Source organism: Candidatus Binataceae bacterium, assembly GCA_035650475.1.
GTDB lineage: Bacteria > Desulfobacterota > Binatia > Binatales > Binataceae > JAKAVN01.
This window is the reverse complement of record DASRHP010000012.1, coordinates 224,489-241,244: the sequence shown is the minus strand read 5'-3', so window position 1 is coordinate 241,244 and position 16,756 is coordinate 224,489. Positions and strand designations below refer to the sequence as shown.

Annotated in this window: 16 protein-coding genes; 10 read left to right on the top strand and 6 right to left on the bottom strand. The window is 66.7% G+C overall.

Annotated elements, in window-relative coordinates; all coding sequences use genetic code 11:
- Window positions 1-23: 23 nt before the first annotated feature.
- From VFB33_12675 to VFB33_12660, 4 genes are read right to left on the bottom strand one after another with little or no spacing between them, the layout of a single operon-like run.
- Window positions 24-1,637, bottom strand: coding sequence for a hypothetical protein (locus tag VFB33_12675; protein HZO82540.1), 1,614 nt, complete (start codon window positions 1,635-1,637; stop codon window positions 24-26).
- A 16-nt stretch (window positions 1,638-1,653) separates the two neighbouring features.
- On the bottom strand, window positions 1,654-2,559 hold the full coding sequence (locus tag VFB33_12670) for an ABC transporter permease (GenBank protein HZO82539.1): 906 nt from the start codon (window positions 2,557-2,559) through the stop codon (window positions 1,654-1,656).
- 9 nt (window positions 2,560-2,568) lie between these two features.
- Window positions 2,569-3,459 carry a hypothetical protein gene (locus VFB33_12665; GenBank protein HZO82538.1) on the bottom strand — a complete coding sequence of 297 codons (891 nt, stop codon included), beginning with the start codon at window positions 3,457-3,459 and terminating at the stop codon, window positions 2,569-2,571.
- 40 nt (window positions 3,460-3,499) lie between these two features.
- Window positions 3,500-4,075 (bottom strand): sigma-70 family RNA polymerase sigma factor, encoded by a 576-nt coding sequence (locus VFB33_12660; GenBank protein HZO82537.1) that lies wholly within the window; start codon window positions 4,073-4,075, stop codon window positions 3,500-3,502.
- Between the two features lie 370 nt (window positions 4,076-4,445).
- Here VFB33_12660 and VFB33_12655 point away from each other — a divergent pair, with 370 nt between their 5' ends.
- From VFB33_12655 to VFB33_12615, 9 genes are all read left to right on the top strand, one after another.
- Complete coding sequence (locus tag VFB33_12655; GenBank protein HZO82536.1) at window positions 4,446-4,730, top strand: hypothetical protein; 285 nt, start codon at window positions 4,446-4,448, stop codon at window positions 4,728-4,730.
- A gap of 61 nt (window positions 4,731-4,791) precedes the next feature.
- Complete coding sequence (locus VFB33_12650) at window positions 4,792-5,673, top strand: DUF692 domain-containing protein (GenBank protein ID HZO82535.1); 882 nt, start codon at window positions 4,792-4,794, stop codon at window positions 5,671-5,673.
- A gap of 332 nt (window positions 5,674-6,005) precedes the next feature.
- On the top strand, window positions 6,006-7,112 hold the full coding sequence (locus tag VFB33_12645) for a hypothetical protein (protein ID HZO82534.1): 1,107 nt from the start codon (window positions 6,006-6,008) through the stop codon (window positions 7,110-7,112).
- Window positions 7,113-7,266: 154 nt separating this feature from the next.
- Complete coding sequence (locus VFB33_12640; protein ID HZO82533.1) at window positions 7,267-7,752, top strand: DUF4149 domain-containing protein; 486 nt, start codon at window positions 7,267-7,269, stop codon at window positions 7,750-7,752.
- Between the two features lie 13 nt (window positions 7,753-7,765).
- The gene (locus VFB33_12635; GenBank protein HZO82532.1) at window positions 7,766-8,326 is read left to right on the top strand and encodes a hypothetical protein; all 561 of its coding nucleotides are present in this window, start codon (window positions 7,766-7,768) and stop codon (window positions 8,324-8,326) included.
- Window positions 8,323-9,087, top strand: coding sequence for a (2Fe-2S)-binding protein (locus tag VFB33_12630; protein ID HZO82531.1), 765 nt, complete (start codon window positions 8,323-8,325; stop codon window positions 9,085-9,087). Before VFB33_12635 ends, VFB33_12630 begins: the two co-directional genes overlap by 4 nt.
- Entirely contained in the window at window positions 9,087-11,291 is a 2,205-nt protein-coding gene (locus VFB33_12625; protein ID HZO82530.1) for a xanthine dehydrogenase family protein molybdopterin-binding subunit, read from the top strand. Before VFB33_12630 ends, VFB33_12625 begins: the two co-directional genes overlap by 1 nt.
- A 46-nt stretch (window positions 11,292-11,337) precedes the next feature.
- On the top strand, window positions 11,338-12,330 hold the full coding sequence (locus tag VFB33_12620; protein ID HZO82529.1) for an FAD binding domain-containing protein: 993 nt from the start codon (window positions 11,338-11,340) through the stop codon (window positions 12,328-12,330).
- A gap of 1 nt (window position 12,331) precedes the next feature.
- Window positions 12,332-12,541, top strand: a complete 210-nt coding sequence (locus VFB33_12615) for a hypothetical protein (protein ID HZO82528.1) — start codon at window positions 12,332-12,334, stop codon at window positions 12,539-12,541.
- A gap of 375 nt (window positions 12,542-12,916) precedes the next feature.
- On the opposite strand, the gene VFB33_12610 is transcribed toward VFB33_12615, so the two are convergent.
- Complete coding sequence (locus VFB33_12610) at window positions 12,917-13,723, bottom strand: enoyl-CoA hydratase-related protein (GenBank protein HZO82527.1); 807 nt, start codon at window positions 13,721-13,723, stop codon at window positions 12,917-12,919.
- 89 nt (window positions 13,724-13,812) lie between these two features.
- On the opposite strand from VFB33_12610, the gene VFB33_12605 reads away from it, so the two are divergent.
- Window positions 13,813-14,565: a methyltransferase domain-containing protein gene (locus VFB33_12605; protein ID HZO82526.1), complete on the top strand. Its 753-nt coding sequence runs from the start codon at window positions 13,813-13,815 to the stop codon at window positions 14,563-14,565.
- Between the two features lie 29 nt (window positions 14,566-14,594).
- On the opposite strand, the gene VFB33_12600 is transcribed toward VFB33_12605, so the two are convergent.
- Complete coding sequence (locus tag VFB33_12600; GenBank protein HZO82525.1) at window positions 14,595-16,559, bottom strand: right-handed parallel beta-helix repeat-containing protein; 1,965 nt, start codon at window positions 16,557-16,559, stop codon at window positions 14,595-14,597.
- Window positions 16,560-16,756: the final 197 nt, after the last annotated feature.

Sequence of the window (16,756 nt, the reverse complement as noted above, 5' to 3'; positions counted from 1 at the left end):
AGGCGGACCGTCGCGGGTGAGAATCAGCCCTGCGGTGCCGGACGCACGGCGTCCGCGGTCATGACGATGCGGTCATCGATGGCTTCGTGGCCGCGCACCGGCGCGGCAAACAGACGTGCGGCGGCAGAGTCCGCGCGCGCATAAAGCCTCGCGACGTTGTCCCGGTAGATCAGCTTCCAGTCAGGCCTCGCGTCCATCAGCTTGCGCGAGAGCGAGCGCGGAGAGATAAGCACGAATTGCGTTGGGAACTTCGTCAACACGAAGTCGCCGCCGGGCTGATCAAAGTTGAAGCGGATATAGTCACGGATCAGCTCGAACGGATAGAGGGTGTCGTAGCGGCCGTCGATAAAAACTCTCGATTGCGGCTCCTGCCAGATCAGAAATTGTCCCCACGCGAAGTCGTTCAGGATGTTGCCCTTCAGATCGTGCTCGTCCATGAAGGCGCAGGCGCCGAAGGGCAGCGGATTGGCCGACTCCAGCCGGCTCGTGAACAGCCCGCTGTGGACGAACAGTAAGACCGAAAGCGCGGCCAGCACACCCTGATTCAGCCACCAGGCCCATCCGGGCGCCTCCTTGCGCTCAGCGGCTTTGCCGCGCCAACGACGGAGCGCCGCTTCCAGATGGCGCGCGAACGGCGCCGCCACCGCGATCCCGGCGATCGGCAAGTTACGAACCGAGAGGACGGCCGAGATGCTCATCAGGGCCGCCACCGCGGCCAGCGCAAGGTCGTCGGGTTCGATCGTCAGGCTCCAGAAAATCACCGTGCCGGCCATCAGCAGCGCCGCGATTTCATAATTCGAGACGAAGCCGCCGTGCGCCCAGTGCGCAAGCATCGCCGGCCCAAGCGGCAGCCAGTCCTGGATAACCAGCCGCGTGTATGGGTTGCGTAGGGCGTGGATCACCGTGTACCAGGTGTCAATTCCGTACGGGGTCGCCAGCGTGGCAAGCGTGGCGGCGGCCGTCAGCGCCGCAAGCTTCATCCCCCGCGCGGCGCCGCGGCCGGCAAAGAAGTCCTGCGCTCCCGAAACTGCGCCGTACACCCCGAGCGACGCGATTCCCATGATGAATCCGCCATGCAGGTTCGCCCACAGCGCCATGATTGGAATCGCAAGCCAGAGCCCGCCCCTTCGCCGATAGGTGTCGCGCGCGAGCAAGAAGACAAGAACCGCGAGCAGCGCGAAGGTGAACGACTGCGGACGATATTGAATCTGCGGCTTGAGTAGCACCGCGGCGGCGATCAGGGTTGCGAACTGGACGCGCGTGGACGCACCTGTTTGCGCGAGCGCCGCGGCGACGAAGATGATCGCCACCGCTGCGCACGCAAGCTTCATCAGGTCCAGCCCGAACACTCCCCAATGGTTGTAGAGCGCCGCCAGGATCACCTCGGTGAGCCATTCGTGGCTGAGCCAGAGATGGCCGGGCACCGAATAGGAATACGGATCATAAAGGACAAGCTGGCGCAGGCGAAGAACGGCCTGGCCGTAGCGGATGTGGCCCCACATATCCGGGTCCGCCACGCGCATCGAGTTGGCGATGGCAATGACGACCAGGACCAGGGCGGGCGAATAGCGGAACAGGGAGATGCGGCTCCACTTCGCCCTTGAGGTTTCGAGACCTACCTGCTCTGCCGCAGTCATAAGATGATCAAGTTTGTCAAGACGCGCCTTGACTCCCGTAGAGATTAACACTCGAAGCGACCGTCATAAAGCACCCAGTCCGTGCTTGACCGCGTGGCGCAATCACCAGCCTGGGTCTGTGGTCCGGTTTCTCTTCAGCCCGCGGCCTGGCGCAGGTTGAGGTGCGGAGCGCGGCGAACAAGATTAGCGCGATGATTACCACCGCCGCCGCCACCGGCTGCGCCGCGCTCAGCCCGTAGCCCTCAAAGCGGTCGTAGATCAGCACCGGCGCGGTCATCGGATAGCAGGCGAGCACCACCATCGCGCCGAACTCGGAAAGCGCCCGCGCCCACATCGTCACCGCTCCTGAGACCAGCGCCCCGCGCGCAAGCGGGAGCGTCACGCCGAAGAACGCCGCCCACGGTCCGCGTCCGAGCGTGCGCGCGACGCTTTCCAGGCGCGGGTCCACGGCGCGGAAGCCGTCGCGCGCGGCGTTGATCAGAAACGGCGCGCTGACGAACAACATCGCGATCACGATCCCCAGCACCGCACCGCCGAAGTGGACACCGAACAGTTCGAAGGCGCGGCCGACGAAGAAGCGCCGGCCGAAGACGAATAGCAGGGCGACCCCCGCGATTCGATGGGGCGCGACAACCGGCAGATCGGTCAGTGCCTCGACGATCGTCCTGCCCGAGAAGTCCCGCCGCGCGAGCAAAAAGCCCAGCGGTGTGCCGACGATCGTACCAGCACGGTTGCCCACGTCGCTGCCATCACGCTGAGCCCGATTGCGTCGAGGACCGTGCGGTCGCCGAACGCGCGCCAGCGCGTGAGGGTCCGCGCCCAGGACGAGCTTGAGCAGCGGGCCAACCAGGAACATCAGGGCCAGGCCCGCGGCGATCGAGAACAGCGCGGTGCGCGAGCCCGCCCTCGGCACCCCCGCCATCGCGCGCGCTTACTTTCTGAGCGTGAACGCCCGCGCCATCGAAATGTCCCGCTCGAATTGCTCCATCGGCTCCCTCGCCGTCAGCACGCAGATGAAGCGCCCCTCGCGCGAGATCGTCAGGCAGAGACTGTAGCCCTTGTAGCTGTAGAAGCGATGGCCGTGATGTTCAGCGACGGCGCCGGGCGGGAAGCTGAAATTGTTCGCCTTGTAGCGGGTGCACAGAAGGTCGCCCTTCGGACCGCGGTACAGCGTGTAGGTCACTGGACTTCCGTCGGGCAGGCGATCGAGCCGTCCGCCGGCGAGCGAGTAGCCGGCTTGTGTAAGGTCCCACATCTGGTCGGGCATCTCGGCTGCGCCGTAGGCGGCGGCGACCGCGGCGAGCGAAGAGGACGGCACGTTGGGACGAAAGCCGCCCTGGAAGCCGTCGAAGGCGCCCACCGCCTGGTCAAACGCCGCACTCGCCACCATCGAGCTGACCCCGCTGAGCGCGGGGGCGCTCATTTGACGCACCCCGGGCAAGCTGCCGATGAACAGCGCGACGAGGATCGCGGCCGCCGCGGCCAGTGGCACCCAAACCCACGGCCGGCGCAGCTCGCGCACGACTGCGCCGCCGCGCGCACCCCCGTCGGAGCGCCGCGCCCCGGCTTCGCGATCGAGACCGTCGAGCGCGGCGCTCAGCCGAGCGCGCAGCTCCTCGGGCGCTTGGGCCGCGCCGTGGCGGCGGATCAGCGCCTTAAGCAGGCGCTCCTCGGCAAGGCGCGTGCGGCACGCGGCGCATCCGTCGTCGACCCCGTGGCCGAGATGGTCGGCAACCGCACGCTCCTCCTCGGGCGTCAGCTCGCCATCGGCGTGGGCTGAGAGGCAGTTAGCAATGTACTCCTCGCAGTTCACGGCTTTCACCAAGCCTTATACACGCAACACGGCCCCGACTGCATCCGGCTCACCGGGTGATCCCGCGCTTGCGGGCGAATGCCGCCAGCGCATTGCGCATCATCTGGCGCCCGCGCGAAACCCGCGACTTGACGGTGCCGATCGGGCATCCGAGCACCTGCGCGGCCTCCTGGTAGTTGAGCTCCTGGACGTCGACCAGGATCAGGACCGTGCGAAAGTCGGCGGGCAGCGCGTCGAGCGCGGCCGCCACCTCATGGTCGAGGATCTGCTCGGCGAGCAGCGCCTCGGGATTGTCGGCGGCTCGGTCAGCGCGCATGCTGGCTCCCTCCAGCTCGCGCTCGAAGTCCTCCGGGGTTGCCGCGAGCATCTCGCGCGAGCCGCCGCGGTAGCCGTTGCGGAAGTTGTTGTACAGGATGGTGAGCAGCCACGCGCGGCAGTTGGTGCCCGGGGTGTACTGATGGAAGAAGCGGTAGGCGCGCAGCACGGTCTCCTGCAACAGGTCGCGGGCGTCGTCGGGATTGCGCGCAAGGCGCAGCGCCGCCGAGTACAGGGCGTCGACGTGAGCCAACGCCTCGCGCTCGAAGAGCGCGCGCTTTTCTCTTCCGGTGCCCCCTTTTTCCCCCATATCCAACGGAGCACCAACATATAGCATCGGCCGCTGAGTAAATCGCCTATGCGGCGGAAAAGTTCCCCCAACCTCACGAGCGCGCGCCGATTTCTGCGACCGCAAGCGGCTGCAGGCTGTCGCGCAACACAGGCGGGAGAGGCTGCGTGTTATTGACACCCGGTCCATCGGCAGGCCTATGCTTTGCCTGTCAGGGGGAGCGGAGCGCGCCGGTCAGGCGGCAAGGAACGCTCGCCATATCTCAGGGTGTTCAACGCGTACGAGGCCGGCCTCGGTTCCACACGCCGAGCCTTTGGATTGGTCAAAGCAGCGGGCGCGGCGGGAACCGCAGCGACGCGGACCCGCGGCAGAACAGAAGAGGAGACCACGGATGAACGGCAAGACACTCACCGGCGCGGTGTTGGCGGCGGCGGTCGGCGCGATGTTCCTAGCTAATCCGACATTCGCCGAGAACGGGTCTAGCAGCGGGTCGAGCGCGAGCCAGGTCAAGTGTATCGGTGGCAACAGCTGCAAGGGGCAGAGCTCGTGCGCGAGCGCGACCAACTCCTGCATGGGACAAAACTCGTGCAAAGGCAAGGGATGGGTAACGACGGCGTCGGTCAAGGAGTGCACTGACAAGGGCGGCCATCCCGCGCCGCCTGAGAAGAAGTCGTGAGCTTGCGCGGGGCGCGCGGCGGCGATGTTGTGCGCGGCGCGCCGCCTCGCGGAGTCTGGCGATGAAGCGCTCCGCGTTCGCACCGCTGGGCTTCGGTGTCGGCCTGCGCCGGCCCCACTATGCGCAAGTGCTCGACCCGGACGCATCGCAGCCTCACCCGCCGATCGACTGGTTCGAGGTCATCTCGGAGAACTTCATGGTCAAGGGCGGGCGCGCGCTGGAGGTGCTCGAAGGCGTGCGCGCGCGCTACCCGATCGTGATGCATGGCGTGAGTTTGTCGATCGGCTCGACCGACCCGCTCAACCGTGCCTACCTCGAGGCGTTGCGCGATACGGCGCGGCGGTTTGCGCCGGCCTGGATTTCCGACCATCTGTGCTGGACCGGCACCGGTGGACGCAATTTGCACGACCTCGTGCCGCTGCCCTATACCTACGAAGTCGTGCGCCACGTCGCCGCGCGCCTGCGCCAGGTGCAGGAAATCCTGGAGCAGACGATCCTGATTGAGAACGTCTCGAGCTACCTGGGGTTTCGTGCTTCGACGATGGCCGAGTGGGAATTCCTCGGCGCGGTCGCCGAAGAGGCTGATTGCGCTATCCTACTCGACATCAACAACATCTTCGTGAATGCCTTTAACCATCGCTTCGACCCGCGCCGCTACGTCGACGCGATCGATCCCGCCCGCGTCGTGCAGTTCCATCTTGCCGGCCACAGCGATCACGGCGCCTATCTGCTCGACACCCACGATCATCCGATCCGCCCCGAGGTCTGGCAGCTTTACGAGTACGCGGTCTGCCGCTTCGGCCATGTACCGACGCTTATCGAATGGGACGACCATATCCCGCCCTTCGCCGAGCTTGCTGCTGTGGCGGACGAGGCACGCCGGCGATGCGACGCCGTGCTGGGCGAAACCCATCACGCTGGAGAACCGTCGCGGCCGGTGTAGCCCGCTCGTGCGGGCGTCGCACAATTTCGAACTTACGACCGGCCCGGCGGTGGGTTTGGGGGATTTCACGCCACACACCGGGCCGGTTCCGGGAGAAGCGAGCCAGGGCACCGATGCGCTTCGGCGCAAACCGCCGCCATGCTGGCCGCACATCGGCCTGGCATCTTGCATAACCGTGCGCACCGTCCGTGGGGTTCCCGCCCGGCGCGCTCGGCGCACGCCCGAGCCGCTCAACAGGAGCGCGGTATGTGGAGCGCGCTCAGGCAAATGCTAGTCTTTGGGATTAAGCAACCGCGACGGCGCCGGCCCTAGTGCGCCGCGCCGGTCCGTCGATGACGTTGAGCGCCGCCGCCAGCATACGCGTCGAGGCGATAAGCAGCCCGCAGGACTTCGAAGAGTTTGCCCGCCTGCCGTTTGCGGTCTATGCCGAGCGCGAGGCGTGGTGGCCGCCCGATATCCGCAACGAGGTTGACTTGCTCGCCGGGCGCACGCGCACCGCGCCCTTTCTCGATCTTCAGCCGTTTTGCGCATGGCGCGAGGGCCGGCTGGTCGCGCGCGTCAGCGCAGTCGTCAACCGCCGCTATATCGAGCACTGGGGCGAGCAGCTTGGCCAGCTCATCCACTTCGAGGCGATCGCCGGCGAGGACGAGGCGGTGGCGGAAATGCTGACGCGGGCGCTGGAGTGGCTGGCGCGGCGCGGGATGCGGTTTGCGCGCAGCGGCTTCGCCGCCTTTCTCGACTATCCCTACGCGATCGACAACTACGGCGACCTGCCATCCTTCCTCCTGCGCGGCAATCCCGACTACTACCATCGCTACCTCAAGGACGCCGGTTTCGAGACCGAGAAGGGGCATATCGATTACACCGCCGCGCTGACGCCCGAGACCCTGGCGCGCTATACATCGATGGTCGAAGCGATACGGTCCGCCGGGATCACGGTGCTGAGCTGGCGCGAGTACGGATTCCTCGCCGCCGCCGACGCCTGGACCGATGTCACCAACGCGGCATTCGCCCGCCATTGGGGATGGAATCCGATAACGCGCACTGAGGTGAGGCCGATGATGGCGCCGCTGCACGGCTCGCTGGTCAGCGACCTTTCGATGGTGGCGGTGGCCGGGCGCGAGCCGGTTGGCGTGGTCTTCTCGGTACCGGACCTGAGCCCGGTGCTCGCGCAGCTCCGACCCGGCGTCAAGCTTCATCCCGAACGCGGCGGCGGCACACGCGGCGCGCTCATCAATATCGGCGTGGTCGAGGCGGCGCGCGGACGGGGCACGGCCCTGGCGATGGCGGCGCGGTCGTTTCTGACGATGGCGCGCCACGGGATGCGGTACACGGGCTACACGCTGGTGCTCGATGACAACTGGCCCTCGCGGCGCACCGCGATGGCGTTGGGCGCCCACGTCAGCGGCAACTTCGTCACCTATCGGCGCGCGCTTTAGAAGCTCCGTCATGTGTCTGTCGCGATTGCCTCATTCCGGGGTCTTCTGTAAGGGCGATTCGCGAACGGCGCGCTTTTTTCAACCAGCAGCCGCGAACTGAAGGCCGGCGGCATCTCTTGTCCCCGGCGCCTGCAAGGGAATACAAGCCCCTATCATGCTCAGCCTGCGCCTGCTGGCCCTCTTCATCCACGTGACCGCGGTGATTGTTGCGCTCGGCGGTTCGCTGTTCAGCACTTTCGCGCTGACGCCGGTGCTCGCCGAAGAGCTGGAGCCGCCGGCGCGGGTGCGCGTCGCGCGCCGAATCGTGCGCCGGCTGGGCGCGATCGTGCTGAGCGCGCTCGCCGTTCTGGTCGTCACCGGCATTTTCAACGTGCTCTTTCTCGGCACGATGAGCGCGCTGCTCGCGGTGAAACTGGTCCTCGTAGCGCTCGTGATAATCCTCGCGCTTTACCAGTACGGCACGCTCGGCGCGCGGATCTGGCAGATTTCGGCCGACGGGCCCGACCCTCAACTGCCCGCCTTGCAGGCGCGCTTTCGCCGCGTCGGCCTGCGAGTCGGGATCCTCGTGCTCGTGATCGTTTATCTATCGTTAGGGCTGACTCGGATCGGGCCGGCGCCGGCAATGCTGGCGGTGCGCTGAGTGGGCGCTGACGATGCCGAATGCGGTAATTCGCCGACTTCTGCGCTACCTCCTCGGCGCCTCGTTCGCGGTGGGGGTCGTTTCGACGTTGAGCTATGCGACCACGCTCCATTACGAGCTGCGCATGACGGCGCCCGCCTTCGGCGCGTGGTGGAACCGATACGAGTTCTACTTTATGGAGGGCGCGGCCACCGCACTCGGCCTGCTGATCGCGCTGCGCGTCGGGATGTTCTTTTCCGAGACAGGCTCCGGACGCCGGGCCGCGCTTCTGACACTTGCGCTCGACGCTGTACTGTTGGTGCCGCTGACCCGTCTTTGCGCTGCAGCTGGTCGCGTCGGCGCCGACGCGACCAGCGCAATCGCGCCTGAGCGAATCGCCTCCCTGGCGGGCTACGCCGCCGCCAAGCTCCTTGACAAAATTCTGATCGCGGGCGTTTATTTTGTGAAGACCGTCGGCTTCGCTTTCCTGTTCGGCCTTGGACTGTTCGGAGCCGTCGTGGTTGGCGCAAGCCTGAGCGCGTGCAGCGGCGGTACGCTGAAGGCTGCTCAACCCTCGCCAGCCGACCCGCGATGAAGACCAAGCGCCCTAACCTTCCACCCCGCGCTCATCCGGCAGAAACCGGCGATCACGCAGACGGTCCGAATACGCCACCGCACGCGGACAATTCGGGTCAGCCCCGATCGGATGCGCCCGGCGGGCGCGCACTCAGCCGGCGCGCGTTTATCAAGGGCGCGGGCGTGGCGGCTGCAATCGCCGGACTCGGCGGCACCCGGCTGGCGGACGCCGATGAGAAAGCCGCGACGGCGCCGGTGGAGCCCGGCGTCGTCGAGCGGCTAGGCCCGGGCGCGCAAGCGATCGAGCTTCTCGTCAACGGCAACAAGGTGCGGGTCGCGGTCGAGCCGCGCGTCACGCTGGTCGATGCGCTGCGCAACCATCTCGGGCTCACCGGCACCAAGCTGGTATGCGATCGCGGCGCCTGCGGCGCCTGCACGGTCCACCTCGACGGCCGTCCAGTAACCGCGTGCATGATCTTTGCCTTCGAAGCGCGCGGCCACACGATCACCACCGTCGAAGGACTCGGATCGGCCGACCGGATGCATCCGGTGCAGAGCGCCTTCGTCGCCAACGACGCGCTCCAGTGCGGATTTTGCACGCCCGGGATGGTGATGTCTGTGGCGGCGGAGATCAGCCGCAATCCCGCCGCGACCCTCGACGACATCAAACGCGCGGTCGCCGGCAATATCTGCCGCTGCGGCACCTATCCGCACGTCTTCAGGGCGGCGCTGGCGGCGGCCGGTTACAAACCAGGCAAGCCTGCGAGAGGCGGCGTCTGATGGCGCGGCGCGAGACACTGAGGCTCGGCTTCGACGGCGAGGTCCGCGAGGTCGCGGTCGTAATCCCCGACGACGAGCCGACGCCATGGCAATGGGGCGAGCGTTTCAGTGTGCTGCGGCGGGAGACGCCGCGTCTCGACGGCGCGCTCAAGGCGACCGGCAACGCCCGCTACAGCTACGATATCCGGCTGCCGGGGATGCTCTACGGCGCGATCCTGCGCAGCCCGCATCCCCATGCCACGGTGCGCAACGCGGACCTCTCGGCAGCGCGGCGGATGGAGGGCGTGCGCGCCGCGCTGCGGGTGGACGAAGGCGAGATTCGCTTCGCCGGCCAGGAGGTGGCCGCGGTCGCCGCACTGCGCCCCGAAATCGCCGAAGAGGCGCTCGGGCTTATCAAGGTCGAATACCAGCCGCTGCCGTTCGTAGTGGACGTGGAAAGCGCAATGGCCGACGGCGCGCCGCGCGTGTTCAGCGGACGCAGCAATGTCAGCGCGCCGCGCATCAGCGTCCGCGGTGAGGTCGAGCGCGGCTTCGCCCAGGCCGCCGCGATTCACGAGGCGGTTTACACGACGCCCGTGCAGACGCATGTCTCGCTTGAGACGCACGGCGCGGTAGCGAGCTGGCGGGGCAACAAACTCACCGTCTGGTGCTCCACCCAGGGCATCTTCACCGTCCGCGACGACCTCGCCGTGCTGTTCGACCTGCCGCCCGAAAACGTGCGCGTGATTACCGAATACCTCGGCGGCGGCTTCGGCTCGAAGTTCGGCGCGGGGGCGGAGGTCGTGATCGCGGCGCGCCTTGCGCGCGCGGCCGACGCCCCAGTGAAGCTGATGCTGCCGCGGGCAGCCGAGCACGTCGCCACCGGCAACCGGCCCAGTTCGTGGCAGCGGGTCAAGCTGGGCGCGCGCGCCGACGGCGCGCTCGTCGCGCTCGAGCTCGAAGAGCACGGCAGCGGCGGAATCGGGGCCGGCGCCGGAAGCTCGGGCCCCTATTTCGCCGTCTATTCATGCCCTGACGTGCGCACTTCCGAACGCGACGTCTATATCAACGCGGGGCCGTCGTCGCCGATGCGCGCGCCGGGATGGCCGCAGGGGCTGTTCGCGCTGGAGCTTGCGATCGACGAGCTTGCGCGCAAGCTCAAGCTCGACCGCCTCGAGTTTCGCCGGCGCAACAACCGCGATCCGGTGCGCGCGGCCGAGTTCGAACTGGGAGCGGCGCGCTTCGGATGGAACGAAAAAAACCGGGCGCGCCGAATCAGCGCCGGGGCGCTGAGGCGCGGGATCGGAGTTTCCGCCGGCGCATGGCATGGCCTGGGCCGCTCGGGGCCCGAGGCGATCGTGGTCGCGCGGCGCGACGGGCGCTTCGAGATGCGGATCGGCGCGCAGGATATCGGCACCGGCACGCGCACGGTGCTCGCGATGGTTGCGGCGGAGGAGCTGGGCGTGCCGCTGGAGTGGGTCGCCGCGCAGATCGGCGATTCGCGCTTTCCGTTCTCGGTGCCCTCGGGCGGCAGCAGCACCTCGCCCTCCGACTCGCCCGCCGTCCGCCAGGCCGCGGCCCATCTCAAGCACAAGCTCTTGCGGATCGCGGCGCCGATGCTGAGCGCCGAGCCGACCGATCTGGAAGCGCGCGACGGCGCGATCCGCGTGCGCTTCCAACCCGAGCGCGCGATCTCGATCCGTGACGTCTGCCGGCGCATTCCGGGCGATTCGATCTCCGCTACTGGCGAGCGCGTGCCCAACTATGAAGGCTACCGCTACGACCAGGCTGGATGTCAGTTCATCGAGGTCGAGGTTGACGTCGAAACCGGCGTCGTGCGCGTACTCAACGTGGTCGCGGTGCACGACGCGGGATTAATCATCGATCCGCTCACCGCGCGCAGCCAGGTCAACGGCGGCGTGATCATGGGCGTCGGCCTTGCCTTGTTCGAGGACCGCCGCCTCGACCCTCAGACCGGGCTGATGGTCAATCCGACGATGGACGACTACAAGCTGCCGGGGCCCCTCGACACCCCGGAGATCGACGTGAGCTTTGTCGAGGTTGCCAACGGCGTAACCAACACCGGCGTGCTCGGGCTCGGCGAGGCGGTGCACGTCAGCACGACGGCGGCAATTGGATGCGCCGTAGCCGATGCTATCGGCGTGCCGGTGCGCGATCTGCCGATCACGCCGGATCGCGTGCTGGCGGCGCTCGGCAAGGTCTGACCTGGGAATTGCGCGGGCGTTTGACGAACCGCGCTGATGGAAAGCGATGAAGCGCTTCGAGGTTGTAACGCCCGCCGATTTGTCAAGCGCCGTCCGCCTGCTCGCGCAGCCCGGGCATGCGGCGCTCGCCGGCGGCGTCGATCTCGCCGATCTGCTCAAGCAGCGGCTCGTCGCGCCGGACACACTGGTCGATCTGAAGGGGCTGAAGGAACTGCGGGGAATCGGTCCGACGCCAGACGGCGGGTTGCGAGTGGGCACGCTCGCCCGTCTGAGCGAGGTCGCCGAAAATCCGCTCGTGCGCGAGCGTTTCGCCGCGCTGGCCGCGGCGGCGGGCGAGGCGGCGACGCCGCAGATTCGCAATCTTGGCACAGTGGGCGGCAACCTGTTGCAGCGCCCGCGATGCTGGTACTTCCGCAACCCCGACGTCGCCTGCCTCAAGAAAGGCGGGCGCACCTGCTACGCGCTGGGCGGGCTCAACCGCTACCACGCGGTGCTTGGCGGCGGCCCGTCGTTCATCGTGCATCCGTCCAACCTCGCGCCGGCGCTGATCGCGCTCGGCGCAAGCGCGCGCCTCGTCGGCCCCGGCGGCGAGCGCGCGGTTGTGCTCGACCAGTTCTTCACGCTGCCGAGCGTGGATCCGACGCGCGAGAACGTGATGCGGCCGGGCGAAATCCTCCTCGAAGTTATCGTGCCGCGACCGGCGCCGGCCGCGCGCAGCGCCTACCTCGAAGTACGCGAGAAGCAGAGCTTCGATTGGCCGCTGGTGAGCGTCGCCGCGATGCTCGAAATCGATCCGCGCTCGAAGGCGGTCCACGACTCACGTGTAGTGCTCGGCGCGGTGGCGCCGATTCCGTGGCGCTCGCGCGAGGCGGAACAGGCGCTGGGCGCGGGAGCGCTGACGCGCGCGCGGGCAATGGAAGCGGCGGAGGCGGCGCTCAAGCAGGCGCGTCCCCTGCCGCATAACGCCTACAAGGTTGCGATCGCCCGGGCGCTCATCCGGCGCACGATTCTGCGCGCCGGCCAGATGGAGGACGTTTGAGATGGCTGGCGCGGCGCGCCGCTTCTGCTTTTATCTGAGGACCAAGAACGGCTACTTCCGGTCGCCCGCGGGCGAGCGCCTGATCGATCCGGACAGCTCGACCGCGTGCTACAACTGCCTGCTTACCCAGCGCCCCGTGGGCCCCGACGGGCAGCCGTGCTCGGCGCGCGACTGCGGCCCCGAGCGCACCTGCTATCGCGAAGACCGCTAGTTCGCACTGTCTGAGCGAGCCTGGCTGTTCCGGCCGCAATGAATTGCGCCTCCGCGCCTGCCCCCAAACGATGGTCGGCATTGGACGGGCGTGCGCGGACGCCCCGCTGAACTCAGCACGCATAAGCCGCAACCTGGGCCATTGCCGATTCGACGGCAGTACCTTTGAAAAATCCGCGTTCAGCGCGGTGCACATGCAAATCCGCTCGGCGCCAAGCTAAAGCCGGTCGGCCAACTCGTCGGCCGCTTCGGCCGGCGCATTTATCGCGATTACCGCCGCGCGGGGGAGTGAGGCGATAGCCTCCGCGTCGCAGCAGTTGGGCCCACATCCCAACTTTCGTTCGGCGATGAATGCGGGGGGGGAAGTCCTTAAAGATCAGCACCCCTTGTAGTTGGGCTTGCGCTTTTCCATAAACGCGCGCGGGCCCTCGCGCGCGTCCTCGGTGCGGGCGATGAAACGCTGGACCTCGTTCTCGATCTTGAACCCCTCCTCGAACGGCACTCCGGAGCAACGTTCGACCGCCTCCTTTATCTTGCGCACCGCGAGCGGGCCGTTATCGGCGATGGTGCGCGCCAGCTCCTCCGCCTTTGCCATCACCTGCTCTTGCCCGACGACGTAGTTGATAAGGCCGAGCCGCCACGCCTCGTCGGCCGCGATCCGATTGCCGGTCAGCAGAATCTCCATCGCCTTGCAGTACGGGATCTGGCGCGGCAGGCGGACCAGCGAGCCGCCGGCCGGGATGATCGCCCACTTCACTTCCTGTAACCCAAAGCTCGCCGACGCCGTCGCGACCCGCAGGTCGGTCGCTTCCATCAGCTCCAGCCCGCCCGCGATGCAGAACCCGTTGACCGCCGCGATCACCGGCTTGTAGAGGCTCCATCCGCGCATCAGCGCGATCGCGCCCAGCTTGGGATTGTCCTTAAGCTTGTAATCCCATTCGTCCTCGGGCTGACGCGCGCCGGTGAACAGCGGGATCAGGCGGCCCAAATCGGCGCCGGCGGAGAACGCCTTGTTGCCGGCGCCGGTGATGATCGCCGCGCGCACGTGGTCGTCCTCGGCGACGCGCTGCCAGGCTTCGGCCAGGCGCACGATGACCTCGGGGTTCATCGCGTTGTGTACCTTGGGACGGTTGATCGTCAGATAGGCGATATGGTCGCGGACTTCGTACAACAGCGCGGGCATCGACGCCTCCGTTTTGTTGCGGACTTCAGGGTTTCGTATTATCGGCAAGCATACCGCACTGACAAGCGAAGCTGGGGAAGCAATTCGCGATGAAGCTTCGACGTTGGACCCTGAGCCGCGCCGCCGCCGCGCACCTGTGCGTCGCGGCAGCCGCGCTGGCGATCGCAGCCGCCGCGGCCGGATGTTCGAGCGGAGATGAGGATGTGGGCCGACTGGCCGAGTTGCTTGCGGTCAGGCCTGGGTCGGTAGTGGCGGACGTAGGCGCGGGACGCGGCGCGATGACGCTGGTGATGGCCGGGCTGGTCGGTCCCAGGGGGCGCGTCTATTCGACCGAGATCGATCCGGCTGCGCTGGCGCAAATCCGCAGCGCGGCCCGCGCGGCGGGACTCGCCAACGTAGTGGTAGTCAAGGCGACCGCGAGCGACACCGGCCTGCCCGCGCGATGTTGCGACGCGATTTTCCTGAGCCGCGTTTACCATCATCTGACCGACCCCGCCGACTACAATGCGAGCCTGCTGCGCGCGCTGCGCCCGGGCGGCCGACTGGCCGTGCTCGACTTTCGTCCTACCATCCTGCTCTGGCTATGGCGGCCAAAGGGCCTGCCGGCAAATCGCGAAGGGCACGGCGTGGATCCGATTATCGTGTCGAGCGAAATGACGCACGCGGGCTTCGAGTACATCCGGATGATCGATCCGTGGCCCGGCAGCTGGTTCATCTCGAGCTACTGTTTGTTGTTCGAACGGCCGCCGCAGGGACCAGCCACCGCCTCGCCCGCCGCTCCCCCTGCGCCCGCGTCGGCGAGCGGCAACGCGGGCGCAGGTGCGGGCACGTCGGCTCAATAGGCGATGTCGCAGCGGCGCGTCGGGACGCGCTAATTCACGTTGACCGCAAGGCTGCCGGTCAGCGGCGACTTCAGCGTCAGGTTCTGGTTGGTCAGCGGCGACAACTCGTTCTGAGTAGCCGACCACTGGCCGGTAATCGCTTGCTGCCCCGCGCCGAACGCCGCGCTGACAGTGACCTGGAGCGCGCAGTTTTGACCAGGCATCATCGTGAAGCCGGCGGCCTTGGGACTGTTGGAGCCGTTCGCGTTCCATTGGACCTGGCCGTTGTGCTTGATGACCGCGTCGCCGCACCCGGGAGTTAGCGTGGGATTGCCTATCGAAACGCCCTTGCCAGCGACGAACGAGCCGGAGACATTCTCGCTGACGGTCAGACCGGTCAGGTTCGTGAGCGCGATCGTGACCAGGTAGCTGTTGGTGCTGCCCGGCGCTACGGAAGCCTCCTGAGTGCCGCTCGGACAGGCGCCGCCTGCGATCGACTCGAGCGTACAGTTATAGACGCTCGCATCGCCGTTCACCGTGTAGGAGAACTGGCTTATCGGTGAAATCACATTGAGCGCCGCACACGGGCTGGTCGCATCGGGTACGAGCGTATTGCCGCTTTTGAAGACCGCGTTGTAGGCGACCGCGCCCACTGGCAGCGGGCCCTCGGCCGCGACTCCCGCGCTCCCGCTCGACTCCGCCGATTCCGTCATCGCGCCGCCGTTGAGGTTGACAATTTCGCTCGCCGCCGGAGTAGGCGAACAATCATTGCCGGAGAAGGCGTTGAGAGTGAGACTGCTTCGGCTCGGAATTGGATCAACGGTGGTCGTAACCGTCGCTTTTTCGTGCACGAACGCGCCCATCGTAACGCGCGACCCGGCTGACGTATCATACGGGTCGTCAGCCAGGCCGTAGTCGATCTGATTCGTGACCGCCGAGATCGCTTGCGGCTGCGCCTCGAAGGCCCCGATATCGCACGCCAGGCCTTGGGGCCGGGACACCCCGCGCTGGTCAGTGGTTACAGGATTGCCGGTGACGTCTGTACAATCCGTCGCTTTATCAATCGCTGCGCTGCCGGGCACCAGGGCAAACGTCTCGGTGCTCCCGGGCGGATTGAGCGCTAGCGAAGTCAAGCCGAGCTCGGTCGAGGCGACCTGGGCGAAATTGGCGCAGCTCGCGTCGGTGTCGAGATTTGCGCCGAGCGCGGTCAGCGTACCGGAGCAATCGGAGTTGTTGTCGCCGACTATCGAATTCTTGACCGTCGCGACGCCGCCGTTGTCGATTCCGCCCCCGCTCGCACTGGCCGTGTTGTCGGCGATCGTGCTGCTGCTGATCGCGAGCGTGTCGAAATTCTCGACGCCGCCGCCCAGCGTGGCGGAATTGCCCGAGAACGTACTGTTGAGGACCGTCACCGACCCCGAAGCGTTGGCCAGGCCGCCGCCGTCGTTGGTCGCCAGGTTGTCGGAGAGCGTGCTGCGGTTGATGGTGAGCGTGCCGAAAGAAGTGTTCAGAACGCCGCCGCCAAACGAAGCGGCCGTGTTGCCGGAGACCGTGCAGTCGCTGATCGCGACCACGCCGCCGAAGTTGACCAACCCGCCGCCGTTGGCGCCGGAGGTGTTGCCCGAGACGACGCAGTTCTTAAGCGTGAGCGCATCCCAGTTGATGATCCCGCCGCCGTCGGCGCCGTTCAGTCCGTTCCGCACCGTCAGGTTCTGAATCGTCACCGTGCCACTATTGATCGTGAACACGGGGCCGGCGTTGCCGCCGTCTATGACCGTGCTGATCGGGTCCTTGCCCTGGATAGTGAGCGTTAGACCGCCGTCAATCGTGAGGTTCGCCTCGTTATGAACGGCATCGAGAATGTTGATGGTTTCACCCGAGACCGCGCTCGCCAGGGCTCCCGCGATGGTCGTATAGTTACAGCCGCTGGCGCAGACCGTGACGCTCTGAGCATCCGCCGCCGAGGACTGCGCAAGAGCCGAGGCGGCCAAGGCCAGAATCACTGCCGCAAACATCGCGGCCTTTGAGCGAGGCGAGCGCAGAGTCCGCATAATCTCCTCCCCTTCAGATAGAAATGGGACTCGTAGACCGAGATTGAGGTTTGGAAGCGAGGTTTCATCTCTATACACTGTGTTTCATAACAATACGGCATAAATCAAGACAATAAGCTTTAATGCATCTTAATTAATCTCATTAACTATCTATCACTAAT